Genomic DNA, 26,312 nt, shown 5'->3' on the forward strand with positions numbered 1-26,312 from the left:
GGCAGCTGCGACCGCTTCAGGGCGTGAGGCTGCAGGGGCAGTTTCCTCTCCCTTTTTCGATGCGACCTGGGCTTGTTGCGCTTGACGTAGAAGAGCATTTTCGCGTTTTAACTCCTCGATCTTCTCTTCAAGCCGCAGTAAGCGTTCCAAAAGCGTATTTGGGTCCATTCTTTCGGCAGTCTTATCAACAACCATTGAGATTTCCACATCAGCAGCTACTACTACAACAACAGCTTGCTTGTCATTATATCACGTCTGAAGGTTTGAGACAACAGGTGTTTTTACTTGGGTTTTGGAGTCAGATGGTAAGTGGTTAACGCTCTTTTGAGATAAGACGCAAGAGGTAAGCCCCGTAGTCGGTATTCTTAAGACGTTCGGCCTGGTTTTGCACCTGCTCGGGGGAGATGTAGCCGAGTTGATAGGCTATCTCTTCGAGGCAGGCGATCTTTAAGCCTTGTCGTTCTTCGATAACGCGAACGAAATTGGAGGCTTCGAGGAGCGCCTCATGGGTGCCGGTGTCGAGCCAAGCGAATCCACGCCCCATGAGTTCGGCGTGCAGTTGCCCCATTTGGAGGTAGCGGTTGTTAACATCGGTGATCTCCAACTCCCCACGCCATGAGGGCTTTACCTGGGCTGCGATCTCGGTAATCTGCGCATCATAGAAGTAAAGGCCTACCACTGCATAGTTGGACTTTGGGATTTTGGGTTTTTCTTCGATGGAGAGGACTCGGCCTTGATGGTCAAACTCCATGACGCCGTACCGTTGTGGGTCTTTCACCCAATAACCGAAGATGGTTGCGCCTGTGGTTCGTGAGGCCGCTGCCCGAAGCATTGCGGGCAGTCCATGCCCATAGAAAATATTGTCGCCTAAGATCAGGCAAGCCGGGGAGCCGTTAAGAAAGTTTTTGCCGATAAGGAACGCTTGGGCAAGCCCTTCCGGGCGTGGTTGCGGGGCATAGCTCAGTGAGATGCCGAATTGGCTGCCGTCGCCCAACAATTCTTGATAGAGAGGGAGATGATGAGGCGTAGATATAAGCAAGATGTCACGAATACCGGCCAACATAAGCGTAGAGAGGGGGTAGTAGATCATGGGTTTATCGTAAACGGGCAGCAACTGCTTTGAGATGGCAAGAGTAGCGGGATATAAGCGTGTTCCCGCGCCTCCGGCCAGAACGATTCCTTTCATCGAAAAGAGGACCTCCAAAGCTAGGTTTCAGTAGCGACGCACTTGTTCCCAATTCCAGGCCGTTTGTACGATCTCCTCCAGCGTTTGAAACTGGGGATGCCAGCCCAGTTCCTGTTTGGCTTTGGTAGAGCTGGCGATGAGCCGTGGCGGATCACCGGCGCGCCTTGGGCCATCGAGCGTTTTAATGGGGCGACCGCTGATCGTTTCGCAGGTACGAATGACCTCACGTACCGAGTAGCCTTGTTCGGTGCCAAGATTATAGCAGGCGCTCGGTAGGCCTTTGCGCAAACGCTCCAGTGCCAGGGCGTGGGCTTGAGCCAGATCGAGAATATGGATGTAGTCGCGGATGCAGGTTCCATCAGGGGTGTCGTAGTCGGTGCCATAGATGGTAATGTGTTCGCGTTTACCGAGTGCGACCTGGAGAGCCAGCGGGATGAGGTGGGTTTCTGGGTCGTGGCTTTCTCCAATGCGTTTTTGCGGGTCGGCCCCGGCGGCGTTGAAGTAGCGCAGGGAGACGAAGCGCATATCATAGGCTCGATCGTAGGCGTGAAGAACACGCTCAACAAAGAGTTTTGACTCGCCGTAGGGATTAATGGGGTTTTGTGGATGCTTTTCGTCTATAGGAATATATTGGGGGTCGCCATAGGTGGCGCATGTGGAGGAGAAAACGAAGTAGCGAACGCCGTGGCGACGCATGGCTTCAAGCACCTGGAAAGTCGCAAGGGCGTTATTCTGATAGTACTTAGCCGGTTGCAGCACCGACTCACCAACATAGGCATAGGCGGCAAAGTGGACGACCGCCTCGATGGGGTAGGTTTGGAAGATGTGATCGAGCAGTGCTGTATCGGCCATATCGCCGGTGACGAGGGGGATGTCTTCCGGTACCGCCTCCTTATGTCCGTAGACCAAGTTGTCGAGTACCACAATCTGTTCGCCCTGTTCCATTGCATACAGAACATAGTGACTACCGATGTAGCCGGCACCTCCGGTTACCAGAATCAAAACCCGTTCTCCTTTATGGTTCAGTCTGTCAAACGATATTTTATTATAGTCCAGATGGCGATAAGTCCGTCTTTCCAGCTCACTTTTTTGCCTTCCGAGTAGTCACGACCGCTATAGGAGATGGGCACTTCGTAGATGCGATAGTGTCGTTTGGCCACTTTGGCTGTAACTTCCGGCTCAAAGTCGAAGCGATTGCAGCGGAGGGGAAGCGACTGGATGATCTCGCGTTTAAAGACTTTGTAGCAGGCCTCCATATCGGTGAGATTGAGGTTTGTAAGCATATTAGAGAGCAGCGTAAGAAAGCCATTGCCCACGCGGTGCCAGAAGTAGAGGACACGATGGGGCCCACCTCCGAGAAATCGGCTGCCGAAGACCACGTCGGCTCTTCCATCGAGGAGGGGTTCGAGGAGGGAAGGATATTCACGGGGATCGTATTCGAGATCGGCATCTTGAATGATCACGTAGTCGCCTGTAGCGTGAGCGATGGCGGTGCGAATGGCAGCCCCTTTCCCTCGATTTTGCTCGTGGTAGATGACGACTACGTCGTCGAATTGGCCTTCTACCTGTGTGCGCAGTAGCTCCTTTGTGCCGTCCGTGCTGCCATCATCTACGATGATGATCTCTTTTGGAATGTTAACCGAGCGCACACGTCGCAAAAGCTCTAAAATCGTTGGTTGCTCGTTGTATACGGGTATGAGCACGGAAAGACGATAGGCGGGTTTCGCCAACTGCGATCCTCCTCAAATTGGACGAAGCGGCTTGTCAGATATTTACGACGGTAAGGGAGCTTTTGAACGATTTGATAGCATTATACCCACTCCTCAGGCAGACCTAGAGGGTTAGCAGGCAAGAGAGGCCATTTCTGATAGAAGTTGGGTAGAATCTATAGCGGCTGCAAGGGAAACATCTATTGACAGCGCATCGTAGAAGGGACTATAATGTTTATAATACAGACCAAGTAAGTCAACATTTCTCATGTTGGCCAACCCGGTCAATCCTCAGTTCAGCCTGCAGCTGAGTACGAGAGTCGTATTAAAAGACCAGAAATTTCGAGGAGGTGATTTCGATGAGTGAGGAAGTTGTAGCACAGCGTTCGCTGCCACGGCTCAACGAGCCTGCGCCGGATTTTACGGCGGAGAGCACGCAAGGCCCAATTACGCTTTCCAGTTTTCGGGGCAAGTGGGTGGTTCTTTTTTCCCATCCGGCGGATTTCACTCCGGTGTGCACCACGGAGCTTGTCGAGTTTGCGCGTCGTTACGAGGAGTTCAAGGCGATTAACACCCAGCTCATCGGTTTGAGCATAGATAGCGTCTACGCTCATTTGGCCTGGATACGCAACATGGAGGAGAACTTCGGCGTCAAGATACCCTATCCGATGATAGCGGACTTGAACACGAACGTGGCGCAACTTTACGGGATGATCCATCCAGGGGCAAGCTCTACGGCCACAGTGCGTGCGGTGTTCGTGATTGATGACAAGGGCATTCTGCGCGCGATGATCTACTACCCGCTCACCACCGGGCGCAATGTAGACGAAATCTTACGGTTGGTGAAGGCGCTGCAGACAACCGATGCCAACAAGGTGTCTACACCGGTTAACTGGCAACCTGGGGATGAGGTGATCGTTCCCGCTCCAACCACATTGGAGGGTGTGGAGAAACGCCTTAGCCATGAGGAGGGCGTAGAAGTTAAGGACTGGTACTTCGCCAAGAAGAAGATTTAGCACCGCCGAAAGGTTAGCGAGAGAGGCAGTGTTATTCTGCCTCTCTTTTTTATTGCTCCCTCCGTAGAAGACGATGGTGGTGAAGTTTGTGAGAGGGTTTATGCGTATACAAGAGGTGACTCTGAAAGGAGAAGAGCACTCTAAATGATCGAGGCCAACAAAAAGAGCGCGGCTTCACTCACCCCGAAAGACATAAAGTTGTCTTTTGCCCCGCGACTGAGGGAGCTAGTACGTGACGCTTTTGGCATGCTACTCATCAACCCTCTGCGTTCGGCCCTTACCATCAGCGGTATCGTTATTGGGGTAGTTGCTATTGTTACCCTCATTGCCATCTTACAGGGGGTACGTGCCGAGATCGCCAGGCAAGTGGATGGTTTGGGAGCCAACTTGGCCATGATCGTGCCCGGCCAGCTTGATGAGAATGGGCAACCCAATCCGGCGGCGTTATTAGGGGTCTCGCCACTCACGGAGAACGATGTAGCCGCTCTGCGCCGTGTGCCAGGAGTGGTGCGGGTCTCTCCGGTCTATTTCGTAAGTGGAACCGTGAAAGGCCCGAACGGAATTGTAGCCTCAGCGTTTGTGGTAGCTACGAATGAGGCAGGCGTTCAGATGAATCGCACGCCGCTGGTCGAGGGGCACTATTTTTCGGATGATGCTGGCTATGTGTGTATTTTAGGAGCTAAGCCGAATGCTGCGCTTTTCGGTAAGAGTTCGGCGGTGGGGAAACAGGTGTTTATTGCTGGGCATCGCTGGACGGTAGTTGGGGTTTTAGGAAAGCCGCCCGGCAGCGATATGCCTGGAGGGCCTGTGCCGGGTTTCGATACCCTTGTCTATTTGCCTGCATCTTTGGTACGCAGAGTGATACCGCACGTGCAGGTCAATCGGATCGTGTTGCAGACCGACTACAGGCATCCACCCGATAAGTTGATACACGCCATAGAAAGCACTCTATTGGTGAACCATCACGGGGTGGAAGATTTTGGGCTTATAACCCAGCGAACCGGGCTTAAGATCGTCTACAAACTGATCAACATGGCGCAAGCTTTGCTCGGGCTTATCGCGACGATCTCCCTGTTTGTGGCCGGAATAGGGATTATGAATATTATGCTGGTGACCGTAACAGAGCGGACTCGCGAGATCGGTATCCGCAAAACCGTAGGGGCCCGTCGCAGCGACATTTTTGTTCAGTTTTTAACGGAGGCCATCGTTTTATCACTGATCGGTGGAGGGATAGGGTTGGTTTTGTCATGGGGTATTTGCGGCGTTATAGGCCACTTTTCTGTGCTTCATCCCCTTATCTCGCCATCGCTCGTCCTATTAGCGCTTTTAGTTTGCACGCTCATTGGCGTGCTTTTTGGGGTGGCGCCGGCCATTCGGGCGGCTCGGCTCGACCCTATTGAGGCTCTTCGTCATGAGTAGCGCTCCGATGTGCTCTTCAAAATATCTCGACTTATGCGATCCGATGTGGGAGAGATTTCCGACAAGACGTCAAGAAGCACGGTAACAGCTGCAAGCATCTCTATCGGAAGATATGGTTGTGCAGGGATTTAAACGTCAGCACTAGATGTAGATTTTATAGGCCTGGAGATGGTTATAGGCTCCGAAGAGTGCCCAGGAAGCGCCCATAACGTAGTCGCCAAGGATGAGGCCCAAGAAGAAGGGGATAGCGGCTTGGTAGGCTTTCATACCGCCTGCGCGCACCAGGAAGAATTTGACAAGCCAGGCGATGAAAAAACAGAACCAGAAGTAGTCCATGGCAAAGGAGACGGCCAGAGCATAGCCGGCAGGGTGGAAGGGCCACCAGAGAAAAGCCCCTCGCATGAGGCGTAGGAACAGAACCAGCAGAAAGCCACCGATAAGGTAGGAGATTTGGCGAATATCCACACGTGCTGGGGTTTGTAGCCACTGTTGCAGGTTGTTGTAGCTTTCTCCACCAACCCACACTTTGAAGCCGATGCACTTTGCGGTGGCGCCGTTGGTGAAGGTGACGTGGATGTTAGCCCAGCAGGCGACTAAGGCGCCCCAAATGAAGGCGATTATGAGGGTGGTGATGATGGCGCTTTGGCGAATACGCGCCATTTCGCCCATGCGCATGGCTTCCAACTGATTGGGCATCGGATGACACCGATAGCCTCGGTTAAACCAGTACATGACGGAGAGATCGGTAAGGTTTTGTGCTCCCAGTGTTTGACTTCCAAAGAGAGTCACCAGGATAAGGCGTGGGTTTACAAAGTAGATTTCGTGTGGGGTGCCCAGCTCGGCTCGGGCGCGGGTGATGGTGATGGCGAGCAGAAAATAGAGGCCGAAAAAGAGAATAGCGACCCAAGGAGATAGGTTGATACGCCAGCTATAGATAGCGAGGATAAGTATGCCGATGCCCAAGCCAAAGAAAGCATCTCTATAATGACGCACCATTCCCGGCTCTTCAAGCGCATTGAGAGGTTCACGCTGAAATGCCACACGCCAAGCATGGCGAAATTGCCCGCGCAAAGCCCAAACTACCGTTAGTCCCCAGGCGATCCAGGCCCCACTCGCCTGTTGGGGGAAGTAGGGAAAGCCGCCACTGCCGGGGCCGTCAAGGCCTGTAAGTGCCCCAAACACTTGAAAAAGCTTACGTGCAACGAAGAAGAACCAGCAAGAGAAGGAGAGATCCAGGGGTACGAAGTAGGCCAAGCCGATGGCAAAGGGATACATGGAGATGTTTGTGTCGCTGATGGCGTTCCACGGCCGGTTGGTAAAGTATTGGCCGATGTTATAGAGTTTGAGTACAGGAATGTAAGGCCAGGAGGGATAGAGATTGTGCATGCCATTGATCAGGTCTAAGACGGCTGCGAGAAGGAAGCCTGCCCACATGGCGCGGCTGGATAGCAGATCGGCAGCCTTCGTTTGGTGCTGGGTGGTAAGGGCGACAGGCAACTCCACGATAGGAAAGGCAAGCCGTTCATGGCCGCTCCATCGGGTACGGATAAGGATGTTAAGGCAGAGGCAGATGCCGATGAGCGTACCGATGAAGAGGAGCCACCAGAACAGGGGGGCGATAAAGGGCATCCAATAGTGTGGGTCGTAGGGGTTAACACTACCACGGTAGAAACCTTTTAACGCCACCGGGTCGCGCACGAGCCAGAAGTTAGGGAGCAGAGGGAAAAAGAGAGTCTGCCAATGGTTTTCGGAGGTGGCAAAATAGGCGGCATGGCCGATGGAACCAAAGAGGTTTTGAAGCATGTCGTGTGCCGCCATAACGGTGCCGACTACGAGAATGATGTAGACGAAGAGCAGCTCCTGTTGAGAGAGTGCCCAACGTGGTTTAAGCGATTTTATGCCTCGATTGAGAAGGACAAGCCAGAAGAGGAAGAATATGGGCATGATGAACAGAGGCAGGCAGGTGCCGTCTAGCGAGTACCAACGCACCTCGATGACGGTAGTCCAAAACGTGGCCGGAATCGTGAGCAAGAGACCTAGGAGGATAGCGCGTAAGGAAAGTCCTTTTTCGGGCACGGCGGCATTGATGTTAACCTTCTCGAAAGGATCGGTTGTTGTTTGCGATGCGGGTACTCTTTCTATGGTCATAGCTTTACATGCTGTTCACGAGATATTCCCGAGGTTTGGTGCGCACCAGGCATCCTATTGTTTGAAGGAAAGACAGAAGCAGTATACCAAAACTTTGCCATAATCTATGCGATGTCAGTCTATTTGCTGAAGGAGAAGAGGCTTTGATTCGGGTTAAAATTTGCGGCATTACGAATAAAGAGGATGCCTGGATTGCCGCCGAGGCAGGCGCCGATGCTTTAGGTTTTATTTTTGTGCCGAACACTCCCCGCTACGTAGGCGATCGGAGCGATTTGGAGGACTTATTGGAGGGCCTTCCGCCGTTTGTGGCGCGGGTAGGAGTTTGCCGCAACCTTTCAGACGCGGCGCGTTTGCGTGGGGTTCCGCTGGATGCAATTCAGCTTTACGAGCCTCCGCGTTTGGAGGAGCGGGGGTTGCTTTCGGTGGTATTGCAGGGGCGAGGGCTGATATTAGCCTGTCGAATGCGCAGTGTGGAGGATGCTTTGGGTATAGAGAGCCGCTTAGAAGGTTTGAGGGTTTCCGGTGTTCTGTTGGATGCCTATAATGAAAAGCGGCTAGGAGGAGGTGGGGTGGTTTTTGATTGGAATTTGGCGTGCCTTGCAAAGAGCCGGGTGTCGGTGCCTGTTGTGCTGGCCGGAGGGTTGACTCCGGAGAATGTGGCGGCTGCGATTCGGCAGGTTAGCCCTTGGGGTGTGGATGTATCGAGTGGGGTTGAGATGGCACCCGGCAAGAAAGACCCACAGAAAATACGGCACTTTGTGGCCAACGCACGTCGTGCCGATATCTGCGAGGCAAGCGGGTAAAATAAAAGAGCCTCCACGTCCAAAGCTAGACGGGAGGCTGTAGCCCAAGCCGTGGCGTTTTTAGGTGCCGAGATACTCCTCTAACGCACGCAGGCGTGCGGCCGCCTTCAGTTTTTTCATAGCCAGTATCTCAATTTGGCGCACGCGCTCTCGCGAAAGATGGAGGGTCTCTCCTATCTTCTGGAGCATCTGTTCGCAGTTTCCCTCGAAGCCAAGCCGCAGGCGCATGACCTCGGCCTCGCGCGGGGTAAGAATAGAGAAGAGGCTATCTATCTGTTGACGCCGTTCCTCTTCGATCACAACCTCTTGGGGGTCTACGGTATCCTGGTCGTTGAGGAGCGCGAGAAGCGGTGTGCTCTCCTCTTCGCCCACCAGCGTGTCGAGAGACAGCGGCTCTTGCGCCGTTTGGAGCAGGAGGCGAACTTTAACCACCGGCATTCCCAAACGCTCGGCGAGTTGTTCGGCGGTAGGCTCTTCCTGAAGTTCGGTGAGAAGCTGCAGACGCGCCTTTTCCAGGCGCCGCAGCGATTCGGCAACATGGGCGGGCACACGAATGGCTTTCGCCTTAGTGTCTATGGCCCGGCTGATGGCTTGGCGTATCCAGGGGGTGGCGTAGGTGCTGAGGCGGCAGCCTCGCTGTGGGTCGAAGCGCTCGACCGCTTTCATGAGACCGATCGCTCCTTCTTGGACGATATCTTCAAAGGAGATAAGAGACGTGTTATAGTGTCGAGCAATGCCGACAACCAGACGCATGTTGGCCTCAACGAGCAGATTACGTGCCTGCTGATCGCCTTGACGCGCGCGGTAGGCCAGCTCGATCTCCTCTTCTGCCGTAAGCAAGCGCCTACGCGTGAGGAATCGCAAGTAGGAGGTCCCCTCTTGAGATGTCTGTTCGCCCTCATGGGCGGATTTCGGCGGAGGGTCTATGCAGTTAACGGACTTCCGTGACGATTCTTTTTTCCGCTCTTTCATCATCTTGCGAACGCCTTTCGTTCAAATCGGATCGAGGTTCTAGAATGAGCGTGTCTCCGGTTAAGAGGTTCCCTATGGTGTGTCCTCTTTATTCATACAGCAGGGTACAACCTATCCTTATGGCGAGGCAGGTAAGAAAAAATTTCTACCTTGTTTTCTTCCATAGGAGGGTTCACCTCATCGCTAGAAACCTACATCACTTGCAAAAAACCGGTAAATACTCGTGTTTTACACCAGATGAGCAAAACACGGGTGTTGAGGTTTTTCCGCGAGTTTCTGTTTCTGCGGCCGTCGAGCGTCATACGATGCGGCGACGGCCTTGGTTACCCCTCCTTTGGCTTCCGGATAAGGGAAGCACGGCGTTCGCGTTCTGCCTATCGCATCCATACAATCTCGTCTCATCATGCTTCCTGAGGCAGTTTCCTCTGATTAGGAAGCTCGCTGAGAACGACGTGCAGACGATAAGGAGATAAATCAATGAGAGCACTTTCTAAATCACCCACTGCACGGTCTTCAGATGCCTTTTTGCAAGACGTCGCGACGCCTCTTACTGCATTAGACGATTTTTTTAGCAAAAATGTTTGCCGATTGGCAGTCAACGCTCGGGGCACGCTATGTATCAGCACGGCACAGGGGATTTTTTACCAAAATCGGCGTCGTGCATATTCTGTTGCCCCCAAAGTCCTAGGCTTTGGGTTTTTGCCGGATAACCGTCTCGTTCAGTTAGGTACTGAGAGTCTCGTTATTGAAGGGGAGGGGGCCGTTCCTCTGCCGCAGGGGATGCATGTCGTTGAGATGTCCATTTCCCCCGAAGGAGACATCTATGTCGCAACCCGTTCGGAGATATGGAGACGGGCGGAGGGAAAGTGGGAGTCTTTTGAGATAGGTGTGCCTCTCTGCTCCTTTGTTGCCGGTGCCTACGCCACGTTTTGGATAGCGGGTAACAAGCGGCTCTATATATATGAGGGCGGTGTGTTGCAAGATGTGGATGCAATAGCCCCTCCGCCGGTTCTTCCTGTGCGCTGCATGGATTTTGGAGCCGATGGAGTTTTGTGGATAGGCACAAGGCACGGCGCTGCCTGCTTGCGCGATGGCACGTGGAGATACTACGCCGGCAGACGCTGGCTGCCGGATGATGAGGTGCTCTCTATTGCGTCGGACCGAAGAGGTGGGGCCTGGATCGCGACGCGCGGTGGGATTGTACACATAGAACGACGCCCTATGACATTACTACAAAAGGCAGAACACTACCAACGGCTGACCGAACAACGTCATGAGCGCAACGGATATGTGGCCGAATGTTTTTTGACCCGGCCGGGCGACCTAGAGAGTGTGCTTCTTCAGGCCACCGATAACGATGGTCTATGGACGGCGCTATATTTGGCGTCACAATGCTTTCGCTATGCGGTGACACGCGAGAAGGACGCGGCAGATCAAGCACGGCGCTCCTTGCGAGCGCTTCTCGACCTAGTTTATGTTACCGGTGTTCCAGGTTTCCCGGCACGTGCGCTTATCCGCCCGGGCGAGCGGGTGTTTCAGTCGGATCCCGGCCCGAATTGGTACCTCTCCCCCACCATGCAGAACACCTTTTTCAAGGGGGATACCTCCTCCGATGAGATCGATGGCCACTATTTGGCATGGTATCTTTACTACAAACTGGTGGCAACTGAAGAGGAGAGGGCGGAGATCACCACCGTGTGCCGTTGCGTGACCGATCATATTCTCGACCACGGTTTCACTTTGGTGGGGCCGGATGGTAGAGTGACCTCATGGGGTGTTTGGTCTCCGGAGAAGATAAACGATGATCCGGAGTGGCAGGACGAGCGTGGATTGAACGCTCTGGAGATTCTCTCGCATTTACGGGTTGCGATGTATCTATGTCCTAGCCCACGCTATGAAGAGGCCTACCGGAACCTTATACAGAGGCATCATTATGCGCTGAACACGCTGCTGCAGAAAGTGTTGCCGCCAATAGGCACCGATAACCATTCCGACGACGAGCTTGCAGCCTGCGCCTACTATCCCTTATTGCAGTTGGAGACCAATCCCTCGCTGCGTGCTCTCTACCGTCTTAGTTTGGAGCGGACGCAACGAATACTGCGGCCACAACGTTCTGCTCTGCACAACATTCTTTATGCGGCCTGTACGGGCAGGAAGGAGGATGTTGCCGCTGCAACTACTTGGTTAGAGGAAAGTCCGTTGGATTTGCGAAATTGGGCTATGAAAAACAGCCATCGCAGGGATGTAAAAATCGCTTTAGAACGCGATAGGTTCGGTCGAGTGCAGTTGGAGGAGGTACTATCTCCGGCAGAGGTGGGGGCCTATAAGTGGAATATGAATCCGTTTGTGGCCGACTCGGTAGGGGAAGGCGAGGTAGAGTTAGACGCAACGCATTGGTTGTTGCCGTACTGGATGGGGCGCTACCATGGCTTGATCGGCGGCTGAGGGCCGATGCGGCGTTATTCGCGTGGCGGAGTATCCGTTAACCCGTTGGGATGACCGCCGTTCCAATTGTAGATATCGTCACCGATACGGCCGTAGAGGGGGTCGTGTGGGCCATCGGCGGGGCCATAGTGTGCCACACGAAGCGATTTTGCATGGCCGTCGGCAGCAACGACGGCCATTTTGCCGAAGTGTGTGGATGGGTAGCACACTAGTCCTTGTACCCGGTCGGTCGTGTCGCCGTAGTCGAGGCGCGCGATAGAGTGCGGTGTTGGCGTTCTGTTGGTTCCACGTCCTGTATGGCTCCACATGGGGCCGGCCTCCACAAGCAGCACGGTTTGTTCGGGCAGTTCCAAATTATCGAGCGAGAAGGGGCCTTTGCTAAAGACGCCAAAGAAACGGCGATTGAGTGCGTAGGATGTGGGGATGCGGTAGCGATGGCTTGGATCGGTAAGCGGATGGGGAGCGGCGCTAACGGGGTTGGCCGGGTTATCGAGTAGCCCTGGGAGTGAGGAGAGGTAGCCTTGTGCACGAACCGGCCATGTGAGGGGAGGTGCTTCTTTACGGAACTCTACCGGCGGCATGAGGCAGCCATCATAGTCTTGGGCATAGAGTTGCAGCGAGTCGGCTAAGCGCCTGAGGTTCGACAGGCTTCTTTCTTGAGCGATCTCGCCCTGTTGCCAATGGAGAAGGGGCATAAGAGCGAGCATGAGGCCTAGAAGAATGAGGGCGATGATCGCTAGAGAAACTGGTTGGCGTGACGTTGGCTCAGTAGGGCCACTCATAGGCCTCCAACCTTCGCGAGCCGATCTCAATGGGGAGGATGACCGCCAGAAGCGAAATGAGAAGAAATAGGCAGATGCCCGTTGGGATAAGCAGCGTTTTTGCGGGTAAATAGTCGGCTGCGGCTAGGGCAGCGAGGGCGAGCGCTGCACCGGCGCTGAGGACATAGAGGGTAGCGGCCACGAAACCCAGGATAAGCGCCCATGGGCTGACCCGCACAGCCGGGTTATCGTGAAGAAATCGGGGAAAAATGGCCGAGAAGCCTACGCCGATACCGCAAAGCCCGGCCGAGATGATGGCGGCAATTCCGAGCAGTAGCATCACCTCCAGAAACCTCCCGTGGAAGCAGATGCCGTCGAGAGTTCCAAGAAGCAGCCCAAAGCCTCCGGAGATGCCGGTACATGTGAGCCACTTAGCAAAAAGATTGGAGCGAATGGTGATGGGGGCCGTGAGAACCAGCCAATATCCTTGTCCCTCCATGCCCAACAGAGAGAGGCTAAGAATAGATGTTTGAGTGTAGAGGATAATGCCAAGCAGCATGGCTGCAAGATAGAAAAGGAGACCTAAGGTGTCGGCGGAGTGATTGGGCAGGGCAAGGACAAAGGGCACCGCAAAGAGAATGGCCGGTACGGCTAGCTGGGAGAGAAGCACCGAGTCGCGCAGGATAAGATGAAGGTCGCGCTCGACAAGCCCGCCGATCGGCTCAGGCAGCAGGCGCCTGAGTAGGGTTTGTCCATTTGTATTGGACGTGCGAACCGTGCGAGAACGCTCATTGGCGAGCGTTTCGGCCGAAATAGTGTGACGGCCGATGAAAAGCACCGTTCCGAAGAGAAGTCCATTGCTCACAAGCAGGGCGAGCGCGGGAGATAGGGCGCTGCTTAAAGGTTGTTGCCCACCGAGGGCAAGCAGCACTGCAGCAAACCAGCTTGAAGGCGCCAAACGGGCGGTGATGGGCACGGTATGCGAAACCACAGGATAGGGAAGCGAATGCGCATTGGCGAGGAGGGCAAAGAGCGGCGAATGAGGTACTGCTACGGCGATGTCGAGGCAGATGAGGGCGCCCATAAGCACATTCAGGAAACTGATGACGGCACGCATGCGCGAAAGGCCTGCGATGCGGAGCAGAACGATGAGGCCTAGGGCAACCAACAGCGCGGGCAGAAGTAGAAAAAGGAAGGTGAGCGGGACCAGCATCAGCCATGCGATGGGAGATAGGGAAAGGGCAAGGCCCGATGCAAGGACGGCCGGCACTCCCAAGGCGGAGAACTGTAGGGAGTTGACGATGGTGGCCTCAATGAGACGGGCTGTGAGGATAGCCCAAGAGGGAAGCGGTGTAGAAAAAAGGAGAGTATAGTCCTCGGCAAGCAACAGGGTCGAGGCCACAAAGGGAACGGAGCCTGCCAGAAGCAGGAGGAAGAGGTAGTAAGAGAGCTGGAACAGGCTTTCCTGGAGGATACCTAGTTTTTGGGCAGCGACTAAAGCCCAGAGAAAGAAGACGCAGGTAAAGCCAAAAGTGGCCAGGCCGGCGACGATAACGGCCATCGCGCCAACCGGTTGATTTTGTAGAGAGGTTCGGCAGCTGTTTTTAAGCGACAGCAGGTGTAGGCGTAGTAGAAAAAAAAGCATCCCGTTTCCGCACTATCTAAAAAATGACCGCTTCCATTTTAGCACAAGTAGGCACGTTCGTTACGACCCCTGCAGTCTTGGAGTGTCCACGCGTGAGAGCGAACCCTCGTTTCGCTAAACAGCCTTTCAACAGTCTCCGATAGAAGGACAGGCGATAGCTCTCTTTGCTGGCAAACCCAATACCGAGTCAGTGTTACCGGTTACCATCTTCAGAAAAGGTATAATGACATAAGAGGGCGAGTAGGGTAAGGGTAGCAGTTATGTGTGCATGAGGTTTGCACAAGCATGTTACCGATGATCTGGAGGTTTTGGCGAAACTGCCGATACTTAGAGAGCGCCCAATCTGCGCGGAGACAGAAGGCTGTGGCCGATAGATGTGTGTGAGAGGAGCGTAAAGTAAGTTGACGGAGGTGAGTGCGGCGCAGGCATCTGCAACAGAATGGCGTAGCCACTGTCTAAAGAAACAGGGGGGATGGTTTCGGCAAGCACGCACGATCCTGATGAAAGACCTGAAGGCGGAGTTGCGCACGCGGGTTGCTCTTTGTGCTGTAGGTGTCTTTACCTTCGCCTCGCTGCTGTTGTTGGCGTTAGCCACGGAAAGTTTAAAGCAAGAGCTGGTGGCCGACCCACGAGGTGTAATGCGGCCAGCCTGGAATGCGCCGGCAAAGATGGGGATGCTATGGGTGCTGCTCTGTTTCGCTGCTTTCTCCGGCCTGTCGCATGCCTTTGTGCATGAGGAAGAGACGGGCACGGCGTTTACGTTGCGACTCTATGCGTCTCCGGAGGCAGTTTACGCGGGAAAGTTATTTTTTAATCTGCTGCTGTTGTGCGGTGTCGCTGTGGTTGTGACGCCGATCTATATGGCGATTACCGGTTTGCCGATGGGCCAGCCATTCGCCTTTCTGATACTTATGTTGAGCGGGTGTTTGGGCTTGGCCAGCACGGCCACCATTATTGCCGCCCTTACATCTAAAGCACGGGGCAGTGGAGCGCTCTATGGGGCGGTGGGACTGCCAACGTTGGTGGTGTTTCTGTTGCTCTTACTGAACGCGGCAGGCTCGCTTTACATGCAGGGGGCGCCGGTGATGTTACACGTAAAGAATATTGGGGGAGTGCTGAGTTTCGGCGTGCTGATCGTGGCGGTTTCGGCACTGCTGTTCAACTATGTCTGGGAAGATTAATAATGACGGCTATACATAATAAAGAGTTGGACGAGCCTCAGGTTCGTCCCGAACGACGTTCGGGAACGATATCGGGCGCCTGGTGGAAGATCGGCACAGGTCTTTTGATGACCTATGTCATTGTAGGAGCTTTCTTCATCGCAAAGGGCGCCGTGGGGTTTGGCAGGCAAGGCGATCCTGCCCGAATCGTCTTTTTTCACGTTCCCTGTGCTGTGCTCTCTTCTATCGCCTACTTTGTAGGGGTTATCTATGCGGTTCTCTGTTTATCGGCCCTACGGCGAGGGGAGCGAAGCAAATCGGCCCTGCACGACATAAAGTCGGCAACGGCGATGGAGCTTGGGTTTCTCTTTTGTCTGTTGGCAACGGTTACCGGCTCCCTGTTCGCCGGCGTGCAGTGGGGCAGTTTTTGGAACTGGGACCCGCGTGAAACCTCGATTGTGATCATGCTGCTGCTCTATGCGTCCTATCTCGTACTGCGGGGGGCCTTAGCGGAGCATTTAGACCGGCGGTTGCGACTTAGCAGCGTGTACGCCCTTGTGGCGCTGGTACCAGCTCAATATCTTATTTGGGCTGTTCCGCGCTTGGTGCAGACGATGCACCCAACTACTACACTCTCTGACCCGTCCAACACGAGCCTGAGCTACAAATTGGTGCTCTACCCGTCCTTTCTAGCATTTACCCTACTGTTCGTGTGGCTATTTCAACTTCGTGTGCGACAAGTGCAACTGAGCCTTCGGCAAGGAATGCAGGAGGCCGTGGGGCATCAACACGTTGCTGAAAAATTTACGGAAAAGGAATAGGAGTTTGTCTTCGATGAGCCACTCAACCGTTCTATTTTTTGTGATGCTGGTGCCGCTGATCGTGTGGCTAGGCCTCTTTAGTTACCTCCTCATGGTGGATCGTGCCATTCGGCGCATGGAGATTCGTATAGAGGAGAAGGAGGTTCTATAACGCCCATGCAGGGTTTAGCAGAAGTGTTAGGTTCATCGCCAACGCGGCGTGGGGCAGGTGGGTTCAAGCTCGGGCCGATCATCGCAGGGTTGATCATCAGTCTCGCCATCGGTTTCACGCTTTGGGCATTTACCAGTTCGATGACGCCGTACGTAGACATCGCCACCGCCCTGCGGAGCACCGGCCCTGTGCAGGTACGTGGAAAAATTCTGCACCAAACCGTGCGCTGGGACTCTCAAATGAAGGCGCTTACCTTTATTTTGCAGGACCCCCACAATCAGACCATTGAGGTTGTCTATAAGGGGGCGAAGCCAGAGAGCTTTGATACCGCACCGGAAACCGCCGTCACGGGCACGGTGCAGCATCTACCAAATGGCCAAACGGTTTTTGTTTCAACGAGCATGGTGGTAAAATGTCCCTCAAAGTACGATGACAGTCGAAAACCCTTGCCCTACGGTAAGGGAGGGATATCTTAGCCCATGACACCGGGGACTATCGGCAGCACTGCCGTTTTTGTGGGGTTGAGTGCCTCTCTGCTGGTCATTATCGCCTACACTGTGGCACTTTGGCTGCGATCTAGCGAGACTTTGTGGCGTTCCATTGCCCGCGCTTTCTATGCCCTAACCTGTGTAAGTGTGCTCACCGCTTTTGGGGCGTTGGCCTATATCGTTTATCATCGCCTCTATCAGTACGACTACGCGGTTCAGCACACGGGCAACGATCTGCACAACCATTGGTTTCGTTTGGCTGCAACTTGGTCGGGGCAAGAAGGCAGTTTCCTTTTATGGGCTTGTTGGACGGCCATTATCGGCTGTGTGGTGATGTTGCGGGCACGGCGTTACGAGGCCCGCGTCATGCCGATCTACACCTCTGTAATCGCCTTTCTGTGCGCTATCCTCATAAAACAGTCGCCCTATACCCTGTTTCTTAAGGCGCATCCGGGAATGCCGGGCGTCCCGCCGGATGGATTTGGTCTGACGCCCTCGCTTCAAAACTATTGGATGACCATCCATCCTCCTACTATCTTCTTCGGTTTTGCGTCATTGGCAGTGCCCTTCAGCTATGCAGCGGCAGCCCTTATTTGGCGAGATTATGAGGGATGGGCGCCCCGTGTTTTTCCCTATGCGCTGCTATCGAGTGCGGTGTTGGGGTTAGGGCTTTTTATGGGCGGGTATTGGGCTTATGAAACGCTAGGTTGGCATGGCTTTTGGGCTTGGGACCCCGTAGAGAATGCCTCGTTCTTTCCCTGGTTGGCGGTTACGGCGTTAGCGCACGGCCTGCTGGCCCAGCGCACACGGCGGACGATGGTGCGTACGAACCTGTTTTTGGGGCTTCTGGCATTCTGGCTTTTCTTGGTAGGCACCTTTTTAACGCGATCCGGAGCGCTGGCCTCGAAGATGCCCAACGGGCAGTTGCTGTCGGTTCATGCCTTCGACAACATCGGCAAAAGCGGCCTGGTGTTAATGGTTACCATGCTGCTGTTTTACGGCATCGGTGGCCTGGCTTTGTGGCTGTGGCGCCTACGGACAATGCCGAAGCGACCCTCTATGGGCGACTCGCTTCTATCTCGTGACTTCGCTCTCATGCTCTCTGTTTTGCTGATGGGTATCGCCTGTGCTATTGTGACGCTAGGCTCTACCACGCCACTCTTCCTTAGTTGGCTGCATCGCCCACCGAGTGCACCGGCACCGGTGTTTTATAACAAGGCGATGTTCCCGGTTGTACTGATCACCGCGTTTGTTATTGCTTGTGTTCCTTGGTTGGCCTGGCGAAGAACCGACCCTGAGAAGTTTAAACAGAAGCTGCTTATCCCTTGGCTGATTATGATCGCCTTTGGGTTTGGGCTTTTCTTTTGGGTATTAAGCTCGCAGCGTGCAATAGCTGCCGTGAGCGATCCGCAGGTGCTGAACGATACATTGCATCAATGGCTGGGGCCGGGCGGACAGCGAGTTTTAGTGATCTCGATGGCCTCGTTGGGCTTTTTGGCTGCTCTATCGAACGCCATGCTGGCCTATCGGGTATTTCGCAAAAAGCCTTTATCCGCCGGGGCCTGGATCGCCCATGTGGGTGTTGGGGTGCTGATTATCGGGGTCATCCTCTCGAATACTTTTGAGCGGACTGCTCTGGTCACCCTCAAGGAGGGGCAGGGGCCGATTAAGGTTTTTGGCTACACCATCTCTTTTGAAGGGATGACCGGCAAGCCACTTCCGGAGCGACCTCTCGATCCGGAGTACGATCCGGAGAACAGGGTGATGTTGCGCATCACCCCGCCCGGTGGAGACAAGATTGATGCTTCGGGCAATAGTCAAACGTTTTTGATGGAGCCACGGTGGTTTGTGCCGCGTCCTTCGGTAGAAGAGGAGGCGCAGGGCAACCCTGATACCATGATATGGCCTTCTATCAAGAAGTACGTCGGACATGATCTCTATATCGCGCTGGCCAGTCAGCCGGGTGTGGAGCTGCCCTATGTAACTATGCGGCCTCGCTCCGTGGCACAGTTGGGGCCCTATCGCATCTACTACTATAAAGCTGTCACACGGCCCCTGCAGTATATGGGAGCTATCATCGGCATCACCGATCCCGAACAACCCTTCAATACACCGGATCATATCGTTGCAGCAGAGCCAGGCATCGAGTTTGTGCATGCACCAGATGGCTCCCTCATGCGTACCCCTCAAGGCATGCCGATGCTGATAAAGACCGGTGAAGCCTTGCCCCAGCTTACCGACTCGCAGGGAAGGCCTGGAGTGGCCATTTTAGATAGCTTAAAGGTTGGAAGCAACGAGGCACGCATTGCGTTTAGCTTGCCCGATTTGCCGGCCAGATGGACGATCCCGCTGTCGGTTACGTATAAGCCCGGAATAAACTTAGTGTGGACGGGCGTGCTTTTGGCGGTAGCCGGAATTCTTTTGGCCATGGTACGGCGTGCCCGCGAAGCCCAGAAGATCGAGGAAACCGGTTTTCTCTTGCCGGTTGAACGCGAGGATGAGGACGAGACAAGCGGTGCAGAACCTAAACGCACTCCACCGACAAAACAAGGCAAACCGACCCGCCCTGAACCGGTCCGTGCAGCTGCTCGAAGACCAAGCCGCCCTTAATAAGAGCTGCATTGTGGTTCTTTCATAGTGGGCAGACCCTCCTATTTGCGAGTAGGGTCTGCCCTTGTCGTTTCGGCAAACAGTTAGATACCGTGCGGAACAGCCAAGGATAGCATACGATGCATGACAAACGGAGCATTCTTCGCAGGCTATTCAACACCGGTAATGCTAAAGAGTATGGGGCCGGCGAATGGGTTCTCCGCGCGAAAAGTGAGCGAGCGGATGACTTTGTGCGGATAGGGATTACGCCAGCGGAAGAGGCGCAGTGCCACGGTATGTGCCCCGATGCTGTAGGGAATGGTGGAGGCAAAATAGGAGCGTGAGGGGATGAGATCGCTCAGTGCCGCTATCTCGTATCCGGAACGCAGCGGGATGGTGATGTTTGTGCCGTCGGTATAGGCGACGATAAGAGAAGCCGCCACTTTGCCTAGCCCAATGTCGCAAGTGAGGGCACTGAGAATGGCAATCGTACGCGCAGGTCGGTCTACAGGAATATCGAGGCTCGTGGGGGTGAGGTGAGAGCCTGCTGTGTAGAGGCCACGCAGCAAAATGCCACGGCCGTCGTTGGCGTAGAGAATGCCCGTCTTGGTGTCGTTTGTACCCGTAGTATTCGCTTGCGACGGGGTAAGAACCGTCTGCCAAGGCAGGCCGTTATCTCCTTCCGCCAGTTGAATGTTCGCAGAGTTTGAAAGTGAGATGAACCAGCCAGGTCGTGCCACCCCGGGTGCGGGCAGATCGCCGTAGAGCCGTGTAAAAAGTTCGGAAGCCGTGTAGGACAAGGTATCTGGGGAGCGAGATTGACCGGTGAGGAGGGGTTTTAGGTTAGTGCCACTCCAAGCGTATTCGGCGGCCAAAACGAAGGCGCTGAACTGCGGAAAATCTTCGGATAACAGGCTCTCGTTGCTATTGTAGCCGGCCCAGGTCGTTTGGAGCGTGCCCAAAGAGCGATTTTGTAGAACCTGTTGAACCCAGCCCCAGATATTCTCCGGCTCGTACCACGCGCTGCCGATGGCCTGAAAACCATCCTTTTGAAAGAGAGCAAGGCCATTTCGCTGTTCGCTGCCTGGGGCGTAGCGCCAATCGCAGATGATGATATCTTTTGGCAAGGCGGCACGCATCGCTTGAGCATCGGCAATTGTGGGAGCGTTGGCTGCGGATAGTGAGGGATTTTGTGGCGTTGGAGTACCTTCTAGCGGGTTGAGCAGCATATCCGACCAGATCATGGTGCGGATGTCGCGCTTAGCTAGCCAATCGTGCAGGCGTTTCGTGTCGGCCACAAATAGTTTGACAAGCCCGTCCTGCTGATTTTTGGGTCGGGCCGGATACTTCCCGAAAAGGGTAACCTCATCGTGTCCGATGTGGAAAAGATGGGGATGAAAGAGGGAGATCGCCTCGTTGAAAATGTCGAAAACGATTCGGTAAGTACGCTGGTCGTTTACGTTATAGGCATAGGGTGTGTTGACATCTTCGGCGAGGTCTTTATGTTGGTTATTTGCGAACAGCCATTGTGCATGCCCCAGCGTTTCAATGAGCGGGATAGGCTCCATAAAATGATCGCGGCAGAAAGCCACCTCCTTGGCGAGATCGTGAGGCGACATGGCAAAAGGAACATGGAGTTCAGGATGGGATTTCCAGGCCGTATATTCGCACTCAATTACCATTCTATTGAGCTTGAGGCGTGAGAAGACTCGATCAATGAGCTTTTCATGGAAAGGAAGCGCCTCTTTGCCTACGAAGAGGTGAGCGCCTCGAAAGGCAAGCGTAGGCCAATCCGAAATGGATACCTGGGGAAGTGTGGGTTGGCCTGCTTTGTTTCGTTGGAGAAGTTGCCGAAGGGTTTGTAGACCATAGAATGCACCGGCTGCATCCCTGCCGACCACCATAACAGCCGTTGGAGTTACCTCAAGTGCGTAGCTTTCGGGGACGACGGGAGGAATGGGTGCTTGGATAGGTAACGGTCTATCGGCTACGGCCACCAAAAGCCCCCGATTTTCCCAGGTGCCGTGAGAGACAGTAAAGTGAATGTCCTCTGAGGCCCACTCATGTGCAAGCTCGTTGAGAGCTTGGTGAACGCGTTCTCCGTCCTTAGTGTGTGGCAGGTAGAGATAAAGGGGTAGTTTTTTAGGGATCGGATAGTCGGATTGGGTGAATTCCACCCGCTTTGGCTGAGGCACGAGGATGGGGTGTCCTTGCGCATCGGTGAGCGGTTGTGGACCTACTTGGGCTTGCTGAGAATCGATTCGCTTTAAGGAGAGCGTTTCGCTTCGCTTGGCGGTCTGTAGAGCAGGCAAAGTTGGGGAAGGAACGACTTTCAACGTTAGCGTTTCGTTGAAGGTCTCTCCAGGGGACAACGTGCTTCCAAGAAGTCCACACCAAAAAACCGGCTCTCCTTCAAGATAGGGGTCGGAGCGGGCATCGAAGCAGACGCCCTCATCTGCTTGATAGGCGAGTTCTATCTCTCCGATAGCCGTGTGTGTGAAGATGGAACGGAGAAAGGGAATTTGGGCACTGCGCCAGGGAACCGGAAAGTAAGAGATAGATTGTTGGCCTTGCTGACCATCACGGGTGACCCAGTTCTGAGTAGAACCGACCAGCAGATAGGCCCAAATTCGGAGTGGATTCCACTCTATAAGCGCCGGGGCTGTGTCTTGCCATTTGGCTTGAAGGGCAGCGCGAATCGTTCCGTTTGGTGAGACCGTGATCTGTTGTACACCGTTGAAACGGCGATTGGTGGCATCATAATGGAAGTCGGCACGATAGGTGAGACTTCCATCGGGCTGGGGCGTTACGGAAACATCTGGGGGATGAGCGGCGGAGCTGTAGTAGCCTTGTGCGTAGTTCGGGGCAAAAAGTTGCAGTTGACCCCCTCGAGCAAACGGAATGCCCTGATAGTCCAACGAGATCGCGCCGTTTTCAAACCAGGCTTTCCACGGGCCGATAGAGGTAGGCGTTGCTGGGTTGGGATTTTGGGCTTGTGCCATTGCTGAAGTACTTAGGGAGAACCAGAGGGTTACAACTAAGAGAACGGACATCACAGAGCGTATCATACTTTCCTATTCGAGACAGGTCGAGCAAAATCCTGCTTGAGGTCTGAGACGGATTGTCTAGCTTGCACCGCGATATACAAAGTTGGAGGCAGGTTAGGCGCGAGCTATCGTCTTTAGATGAGGGTATCTGGCTTCGCTTGACAGAGGGGGTACAAAAATGCTACATTCCCAAATCCTAGCAATGCTGCCGGTTTGGGAGGAAGGATTTTGTGAAGCGTATTACGATTGCTGTAGCCCTTTTCATAGGGTGGTTGCCTACTCTCGTACGATCCTATGGGCAAACGTCTCCTCCTTCTCTTTCTTCCAACAGTACAGCGTTAGAGTTGGCCGAGCCTGAGCGGCCAAATCGGGTGGTCGGCTATACGGGATGGGACGATCAGTATCTCTACATTGGGGTGGTGGTCAATAAGGCCACGCTTCACGGAACAAACTCGACTCCTTTCAGCGACCCTCTCAAAGATGATGCCATCCTTGTGCTTATCCAGACGGACGATGACCACACGATCACCAAGCCAAATGCAAAGACGGTGGTGGTGGCCGCCAGTGCTGTGGGTGGATTGCAACTTTATCGGGGACCCGATTTCAAGCCGTTATTCAATGGGATGGAGGATATCAACGGGCGCCTTAAGCAGATACAAGAGAGCAAGGTAGATGAGAAGCAGCGTGAGGCCGAACGAATCGCCTTGCTTTCGCAGATCATCAAATATGCTGTAGCGCCTCACGGAGCACAACGCCTTACAGGAACCTTTGTATCGGGGTATACGCTAGAAGCGGCGATCCCTTGGGTAGATTTGGGAGTGAAACCGGCGCCCGGGTTGCGTTTGGGCTTCACGGTCGCAACGCAGTCCACCACCCCCGACAGCCCCAAGCTGCTCTGTTTATCTCCAAGAGTTACCGGCCCGTCCGATCTTTATAACCCTTCTTTATGGGGACAGCTTGTGTTGAGTGAGGCTGCAGCGCCTGCCCATATTGACACTTTCGTTTGTCCACGTTTTGCAGCGGCCAAGCCGGTCATTGATGGCACGGTTAGCCCAGGTGAGTGGAATGCCGAATCGGCTTTTGTATTTGGCGGAGAAACAAGCGCCGGTCTAGTAACCCTTAATACGCAGCAGGCTCGTGAGCACCCACCATTCCAACCGCAGGCGCCCCAACCGGTTGTTCCGATAACCTTTTACCCTAGACGGCAGATCGCCCCGCATAAGCCTCAGCCTATTACGCCCGCTTTGATGGCCCTCTACTACTACAACTACCAGGCCGATCCGAGGAAGGAGGCGCCCCCTGAAGGCGTGGTGCATAATGACGGGAGCACCGCTTTGGCCCATCATCCCTTAGACGGCTCTGGGCCGTGGTTCTCTTACGATTGTGCAGATTGGCATTTGCAGCAGATCGTGGCGGCGCGACAGGCGGGCATAGATGTTATTTTGCCGGTGTATCGTCTAACGGCGCGAAATCAATATGCAGATAAAGGGCTAAGCGCGTTAGTGGTGGCTTTGTTAGCCGCAAAAGCCTCACGACAAGACTATCCCCTTGTGGCCCTCTATCTCGATCTAAAGGACGCGCGCGAGCTAACGGAAGAGGCGATTTACAGCGGCATTCGTGACTTTTATCGGCATATCCCACCTGAGTTTCGCTTTAGTGTGCCGTTTGACGCGGCAAATGGGGGCGGCATCGCTTATCCTGTGTTTATCACCCATGCAGACGCGATTGCATCGCCAACGCCCTCGCTTTTTGCCGACCTACGACGTCGGTTTTCTGAGGAGTTTGCAGGTGCCGATCTCCTCTTTATCGGCACCCCTGATTATCATGGAATGCCGTTGGACGGGGCGTTCGAGTTGGCTCGTGACAAGGGCGTAACTGTAGAAGAAGGAGGGTGGATACGACTGGCGACCCTGTCGCCCGGCTATGATCCCACGGTGCGTGACGATAGCGCAGAGGCGCTGAAGCACTACGTGCCCCGGAATGATGGAGCCACTTATCGTGAGCACTGGAACGCAACGCTTTCGGCAGACCCTAATTGGATTTTGGTGGATAGCTGGAATGGCTATACGGATGCGACAGAGGTAGCTCCTTCCTTAGAGGACGGTTACATTACTGTGGATATTACCCGCGAGTACGCGCAGAAGTGGATAGGTCTGCATCGGACATCAGCACGTTTCTTTACGGTTGGGTTGCCACAGCACCTAGAAGCAGGCTCGACGGTGGACACCTTGATTCGGGTGGAGAATACGGGTACGGAGGTTTGGGGCGCAAAACAAACTCCGATCGCATTAGCCTATCGGTGGGTAAAAGACGGCACTCCGGTTGCCTATGGCGAGCCTATTCCCTTGCCCGAATCGGTAGCTCCAGGCCAAAATGTGAGCATTCCACTGCAAATACGTGTGCTTAGTCCAAGTGGGGCACCGCTAGCGCCGGGCACCTATACCCTAGAAATCGGTTTAACCACACTTCAACGCGCTGCGGCAGATACCCCATTCCTCGACACGGATTTGCCAGGGGGAATGATGAAGCTGCCAGAACAGGTGGAGACCGCCTCTGCGTTGCCCGCAATTGCGGCCGAGGTCATTCAATCCGATCTGCGACCTATAATGGAGAGCGGAAGCGTCTATACCGTTCATGCGCTCCTGAGAAATGACGGTGCTGCGACGTGGAAAGCCTCGGAGAGGTTTCGGGTGACATTACGGCTCTATCGGGTAGAGGAAGCCATGTCAGGGCATGAGACAGAGACCCCCGTAGACATGGCCGATGCTTCGATGATGCTCGCTCAGGATGTAGCGCCGGGAAGTGTGGCTTCGGTAACCTTGCAGCTACCTTTGATGTCTCCGGATGGGAAACCGTTGCCGATTTGGCATCAACGTGATGACTGGACTTATCTCGTGAGGTGGGAGGTGGCAGACGGTAAGGGAAATGGGGTCTCGATAGATGCGATGCCGATATGCGTTGTTCCCTACGATTTCGGCCCGCGTTTTCTTTCCACCCAGATACCTGGGGAACTGCCGGCTGTTCACCGGCTGCCGGTGCCCATCTCTTTGATGAACGACGGCCCTCAGATATGGAAGAAGAACCTTGTGCGGGTGGGCTATCACTGGTACTATCTCGATGGCACCGAATATGTTTTTAACGACGAGACAACGCCGGTTCCGCAGGATGTCGCTCCGGGGCAAAAGCTGAACGGATTTCTCGCATGGGTAACGGCGCCTCCGTGTAATGGCCTTTACTACCTTGTTTGGGATTTACAAGTAGGCGATACGTGGGCCTCTACAACGGCTTGCACGCGCGTAGATGACCGTTTGGTGCAGCTTGTGCGAGTGGTAGATGGGAAGTTGCAGTTTGTGGACCTGTCAACGCTCTACAATATCAAGGGCGTTACAAACGAGATGATGCCCGGGATAGGGAGTTTCGATGACCAAGGGCTTTCGTTTCCGAGGGCGTTAATACCGAACTATGCTGTCAGCGGCCCCATCCCCTCGAATATCTGGATGTCGGTAGATCACGGCTGCCCCGACTCGAATCGTCGTATCGCTTTTGTATGGGGTAGCCCCAACGAGAAGGGAGAGGACTTTCTGGCCTGTATGGGGCAGCGGCTTGAGCTAGGAAAGCAGAGTGGGGTCTATCGGTTTATTCACATTTTGGGCGCTAGTGCCTCGAAGTCTCTTCCCACACAGTTGCGGTTAGTCTTTGCCATTCCGGGTGGAGGCGATGCAGCCGACCTATGGGCGCTTACCGTGGCCCCATGGAATGCTTTAGAGGCTAACCTATCAAAGGTAGGGTTCTACTGTCGTTGGCATAACGGCCCGAATGGCCCGCAGCCTGGGGCGGTCGGACTTTATCACTATGTGGTGCCGGTTACCGAGACCAGCAAGCTGATTGCCATTCAGCTACCGAACGCTCCCGATTTCCGTATCGCAGCGATCACGTTAGAGAAATAACGGAG

19 protein-coding genes are annotated in these 26,312 nt (G+C 54.3%); 10 read left to right on the plus strand and 9 right to left on the minus strand.

The window, feature by feature from the left end; genetic code table 11:
* The 4 genes from VKV29_RS13840 to VKV29_RS13855 all read right to left on the minus strand — a co-directional run.
* A partial coding sequence (locus VKV29_RS13840; protein WP_324201906.1) for a hypothetical protein occupies positions 1-195 on the minus strand: 195 nt, incomplete at its 3' end.
* A gap of 118 nt (positions 196-313) precedes the next feature.
* Positions 314-1,186, minus strand: a complete 873-nt coding sequence (gene rfbA / locus VKV29_RS13845; protein WP_324201907.1) for a glucose-1-phosphate thymidylyltransferase RfbA — start codon at positions 1,184-1,186, stop codon at positions 314-316.
* A gap of 27 nt (positions 1,187-1,213) precedes the next feature.
* The gene (galE, locus tag VKV29_RS13850; RefSeq protein WP_324201908.1) at positions 1,214-2,188 is read right to left on the minus strand and encodes a UDP-glucose 4-epimerase GalE; all 975 of its coding nucleotides are present in this window, start codon (positions 2,186-2,188) and stop codon (positions 1,214-1,216) included.
* A gap of 20 nt (positions 2,189-2,208) precedes the next feature.
* A complete protein-coding gene (locus VKV29_RS13855) occupies positions 2,209-2,916 on the minus strand; it encodes a glycosyltransferase family 2 protein (RefSeq protein ID WP_324201909.1) in 708 nt (235 codons plus the stop codon).
* A gap of 338 nt (positions 2,917-3,254) precedes the next feature.
* Between VKV29_RS13855 and VKV29_RS13860 the strand changes: the two genes are divergently transcribed.
* Both VKV29_RS13860 and VKV29_RS13865 read left to right on the plus strand, forming a co-directional pair.
* Positions 3,255-3,911 carry a peroxiredoxin gene (locus VKV29_RS13860; RefSeq protein ID WP_324201910.1) on the plus strand — a complete coding sequence of 219 codons (657 nt, stop codon included), beginning with the start codon at positions 3,255-3,257 and terminating at the stop codon, positions 3,909-3,911.
* Positions 3,912-4,055: 144 nt separating this feature from the next.
* Positions 4,056-5,330: an ABC transporter permease gene (locus VKV29_RS13865; RefSeq protein WP_324201911.1), complete on the plus strand. Its 1,275-nt coding sequence runs from the start codon at positions 4,056-4,058 to the stop codon at positions 5,328-5,330.
* Between the two features lie 141 nt (positions 5,331-5,471).
* Here the strand turns inward: VKV29_RS13865 and VKV29_RS13870 are convergent, their stop codons facing one another.
* Positions 5,472-7,478: a DUF6785 family protein gene (locus tag VKV29_RS13870; protein ID WP_324201912.1), complete on the minus strand. Its 2,007-nt coding sequence runs from the start codon at positions 7,476-7,478 to the stop codon at positions 5,472-5,474.
* Between the two features lie 143 nt (positions 7,479-7,621).
* Between VKV29_RS13870 and VKV29_RS13875 the strand changes: the two genes are divergently transcribed.
* A complete protein-coding gene (locus VKV29_RS13875) occupies positions 7,622-8,281 on the plus strand; it encodes a phosphoribosylanthranilate isomerase (protein WP_324201913.1) in 660 nt (219 codons plus the stop codon).
* A gap of 60 nt (positions 8,282-8,341) precedes the next feature.
* Here VKV29_RS13875 and VKV29_RS13880 read toward each other — a convergent pair whose 3' ends face one another.
* Complete coding sequence (locus VKV29_RS13880; RefSeq protein ID WP_324201914.1) at positions 8,342-9,256, minus strand: RNA polymerase sigma factor RpoD/SigA; 915 nt, start codon at positions 9,254-9,256, stop codon at positions 8,342-8,344.
* Positions 9,257-9,730: 474 nt separating this feature from the next.
* Between VKV29_RS13880 and VKV29_RS13885 the strand changes: the two genes are divergently transcribed.
* Positions 9,731-11,698 carry a hypothetical protein gene (locus tag VKV29_RS13885; protein ID WP_324201915.1) on the plus strand — a complete coding sequence of 656 codons (1,968 nt, stop codon included), beginning with the start codon at positions 9,731-9,733 and terminating at the stop codon, positions 11,696-11,698.
* A 14-nt stretch (positions 11,699-11,712) separates the two neighbouring features.
* On the opposite strand, the gene VKV29_RS13890 is transcribed toward VKV29_RS13885, so the two are convergent.
* Positions 11,713-12,480: a hypothetical protein gene (locus tag VKV29_RS13890; RefSeq protein WP_324201916.1), complete on the minus strand. Its 768-nt coding sequence runs from the start codon at positions 12,478-12,480 to the stop codon at positions 11,713-11,715.
* The gene (locus VKV29_RS13895; RefSeq protein WP_324201917.1) at positions 12,464-14,104 is read right to left on the minus strand and encodes a putative ABC transporter permease subunit; all 1,641 of its coding nucleotides are present in this window, start codon (positions 14,102-14,104) and stop codon (positions 12,464-12,466) included. Before VKV29_RS13895 ends, VKV29_RS13890 begins: the two co-directional genes overlap by 17 nt.
* A gap of 410 nt (positions 14,105-14,514) precedes the next feature.
* Here VKV29_RS13895 and VKV29_RS13900 point away from each other — a divergent pair, with 410 nt between their 5' ends.
* From VKV29_RS13900 to VKV29_RS13920, 5 genes are read left to right on the plus strand one after another with little or no spacing between them, the layout of a single operon-like run.
* Positions 14,515-15,285, plus strand: coding sequence for a heme exporter protein CcmB (locus VKV29_RS13900; RefSeq protein ID WP_324201947.1), 771 nt, complete (start codon positions 14,515-14,517; stop codon positions 15,283-15,285).
* A 2-nt stretch (positions 15,286-15,287) separates the two neighbouring features.
* A complete protein-coding gene (locus VKV29_RS13905) occupies positions 15,288-16,085 on the plus strand; it encodes a cytochrome c biogenesis protein (RefSeq protein WP_324201918.1) in 798 nt (265 codons plus the stop codon).
* A gap of 13 nt (positions 16,086-16,098) precedes the next feature.
* Entirely contained in the window at positions 16,099-16,236 is a 138-nt protein-coding gene (locus VKV29_RS13910; RefSeq protein WP_324201919.1) for a CcmD family protein, read from the plus strand.
* A gap of 5 nt (positions 16,237-16,241) precedes the next feature.
* Complete coding sequence (locus VKV29_RS13915; protein WP_324201920.1) at positions 16,242-16,712, plus strand: cytochrome c maturation protein CcmE; 471 nt, start codon at positions 16,242-16,244, stop codon at positions 16,710-16,712.
* A gap of 3 nt (positions 16,713-16,715) precedes the next feature.
* Positions 16,716-19,334, plus strand: a complete 2,619-nt coding sequence (locus VKV29_RS13920; protein ID WP_324201921.1) for a cytochrome c-type biogenesis CcmF C-terminal domain-containing protein — start codon at positions 16,716-16,718, stop codon at positions 19,332-19,334.
* Positions 19,335-19,483: 149 nt separating this feature from the next.
* On the opposite strand, the gene VKV29_RS13925 is transcribed toward VKV29_RS13920, so the two are convergent.
* A complete protein-coding gene (locus VKV29_RS13925) occupies positions 19,484-22,381 on the minus strand; it encodes a glycoside hydrolase family 20 zincin-like fold domain-containing protein (protein ID WP_324201922.1) in 2,898 nt (965 codons plus the stop codon).
* Positions 22,382-22,590: 209 nt separating this feature from the next.
* Here VKV29_RS13925 and VKV29_RS13930 point away from each other — a divergent pair, with 209 nt between their 5' ends.
* The gene (locus VKV29_RS13930) at positions 22,591-26,307 is read left to right on the plus strand and encodes a hypothetical protein (protein ID WP_324201923.1); all 3,717 of its coding nucleotides are present in this window, start codon (positions 22,591-22,593) and stop codon (positions 26,305-26,307) included.
* Positions 26,308-26,312 lie beyond the last annotated feature (5 nt).

Source organism: Chthonomonas sp. (assembly GCF_035294165.1).
Classification (GTDB): domain Bacteria; phylum Armatimonadota; class Chthonomonadetes; order Chthonomonadales; family Chthonomonadaceae; genus Chthonomonas.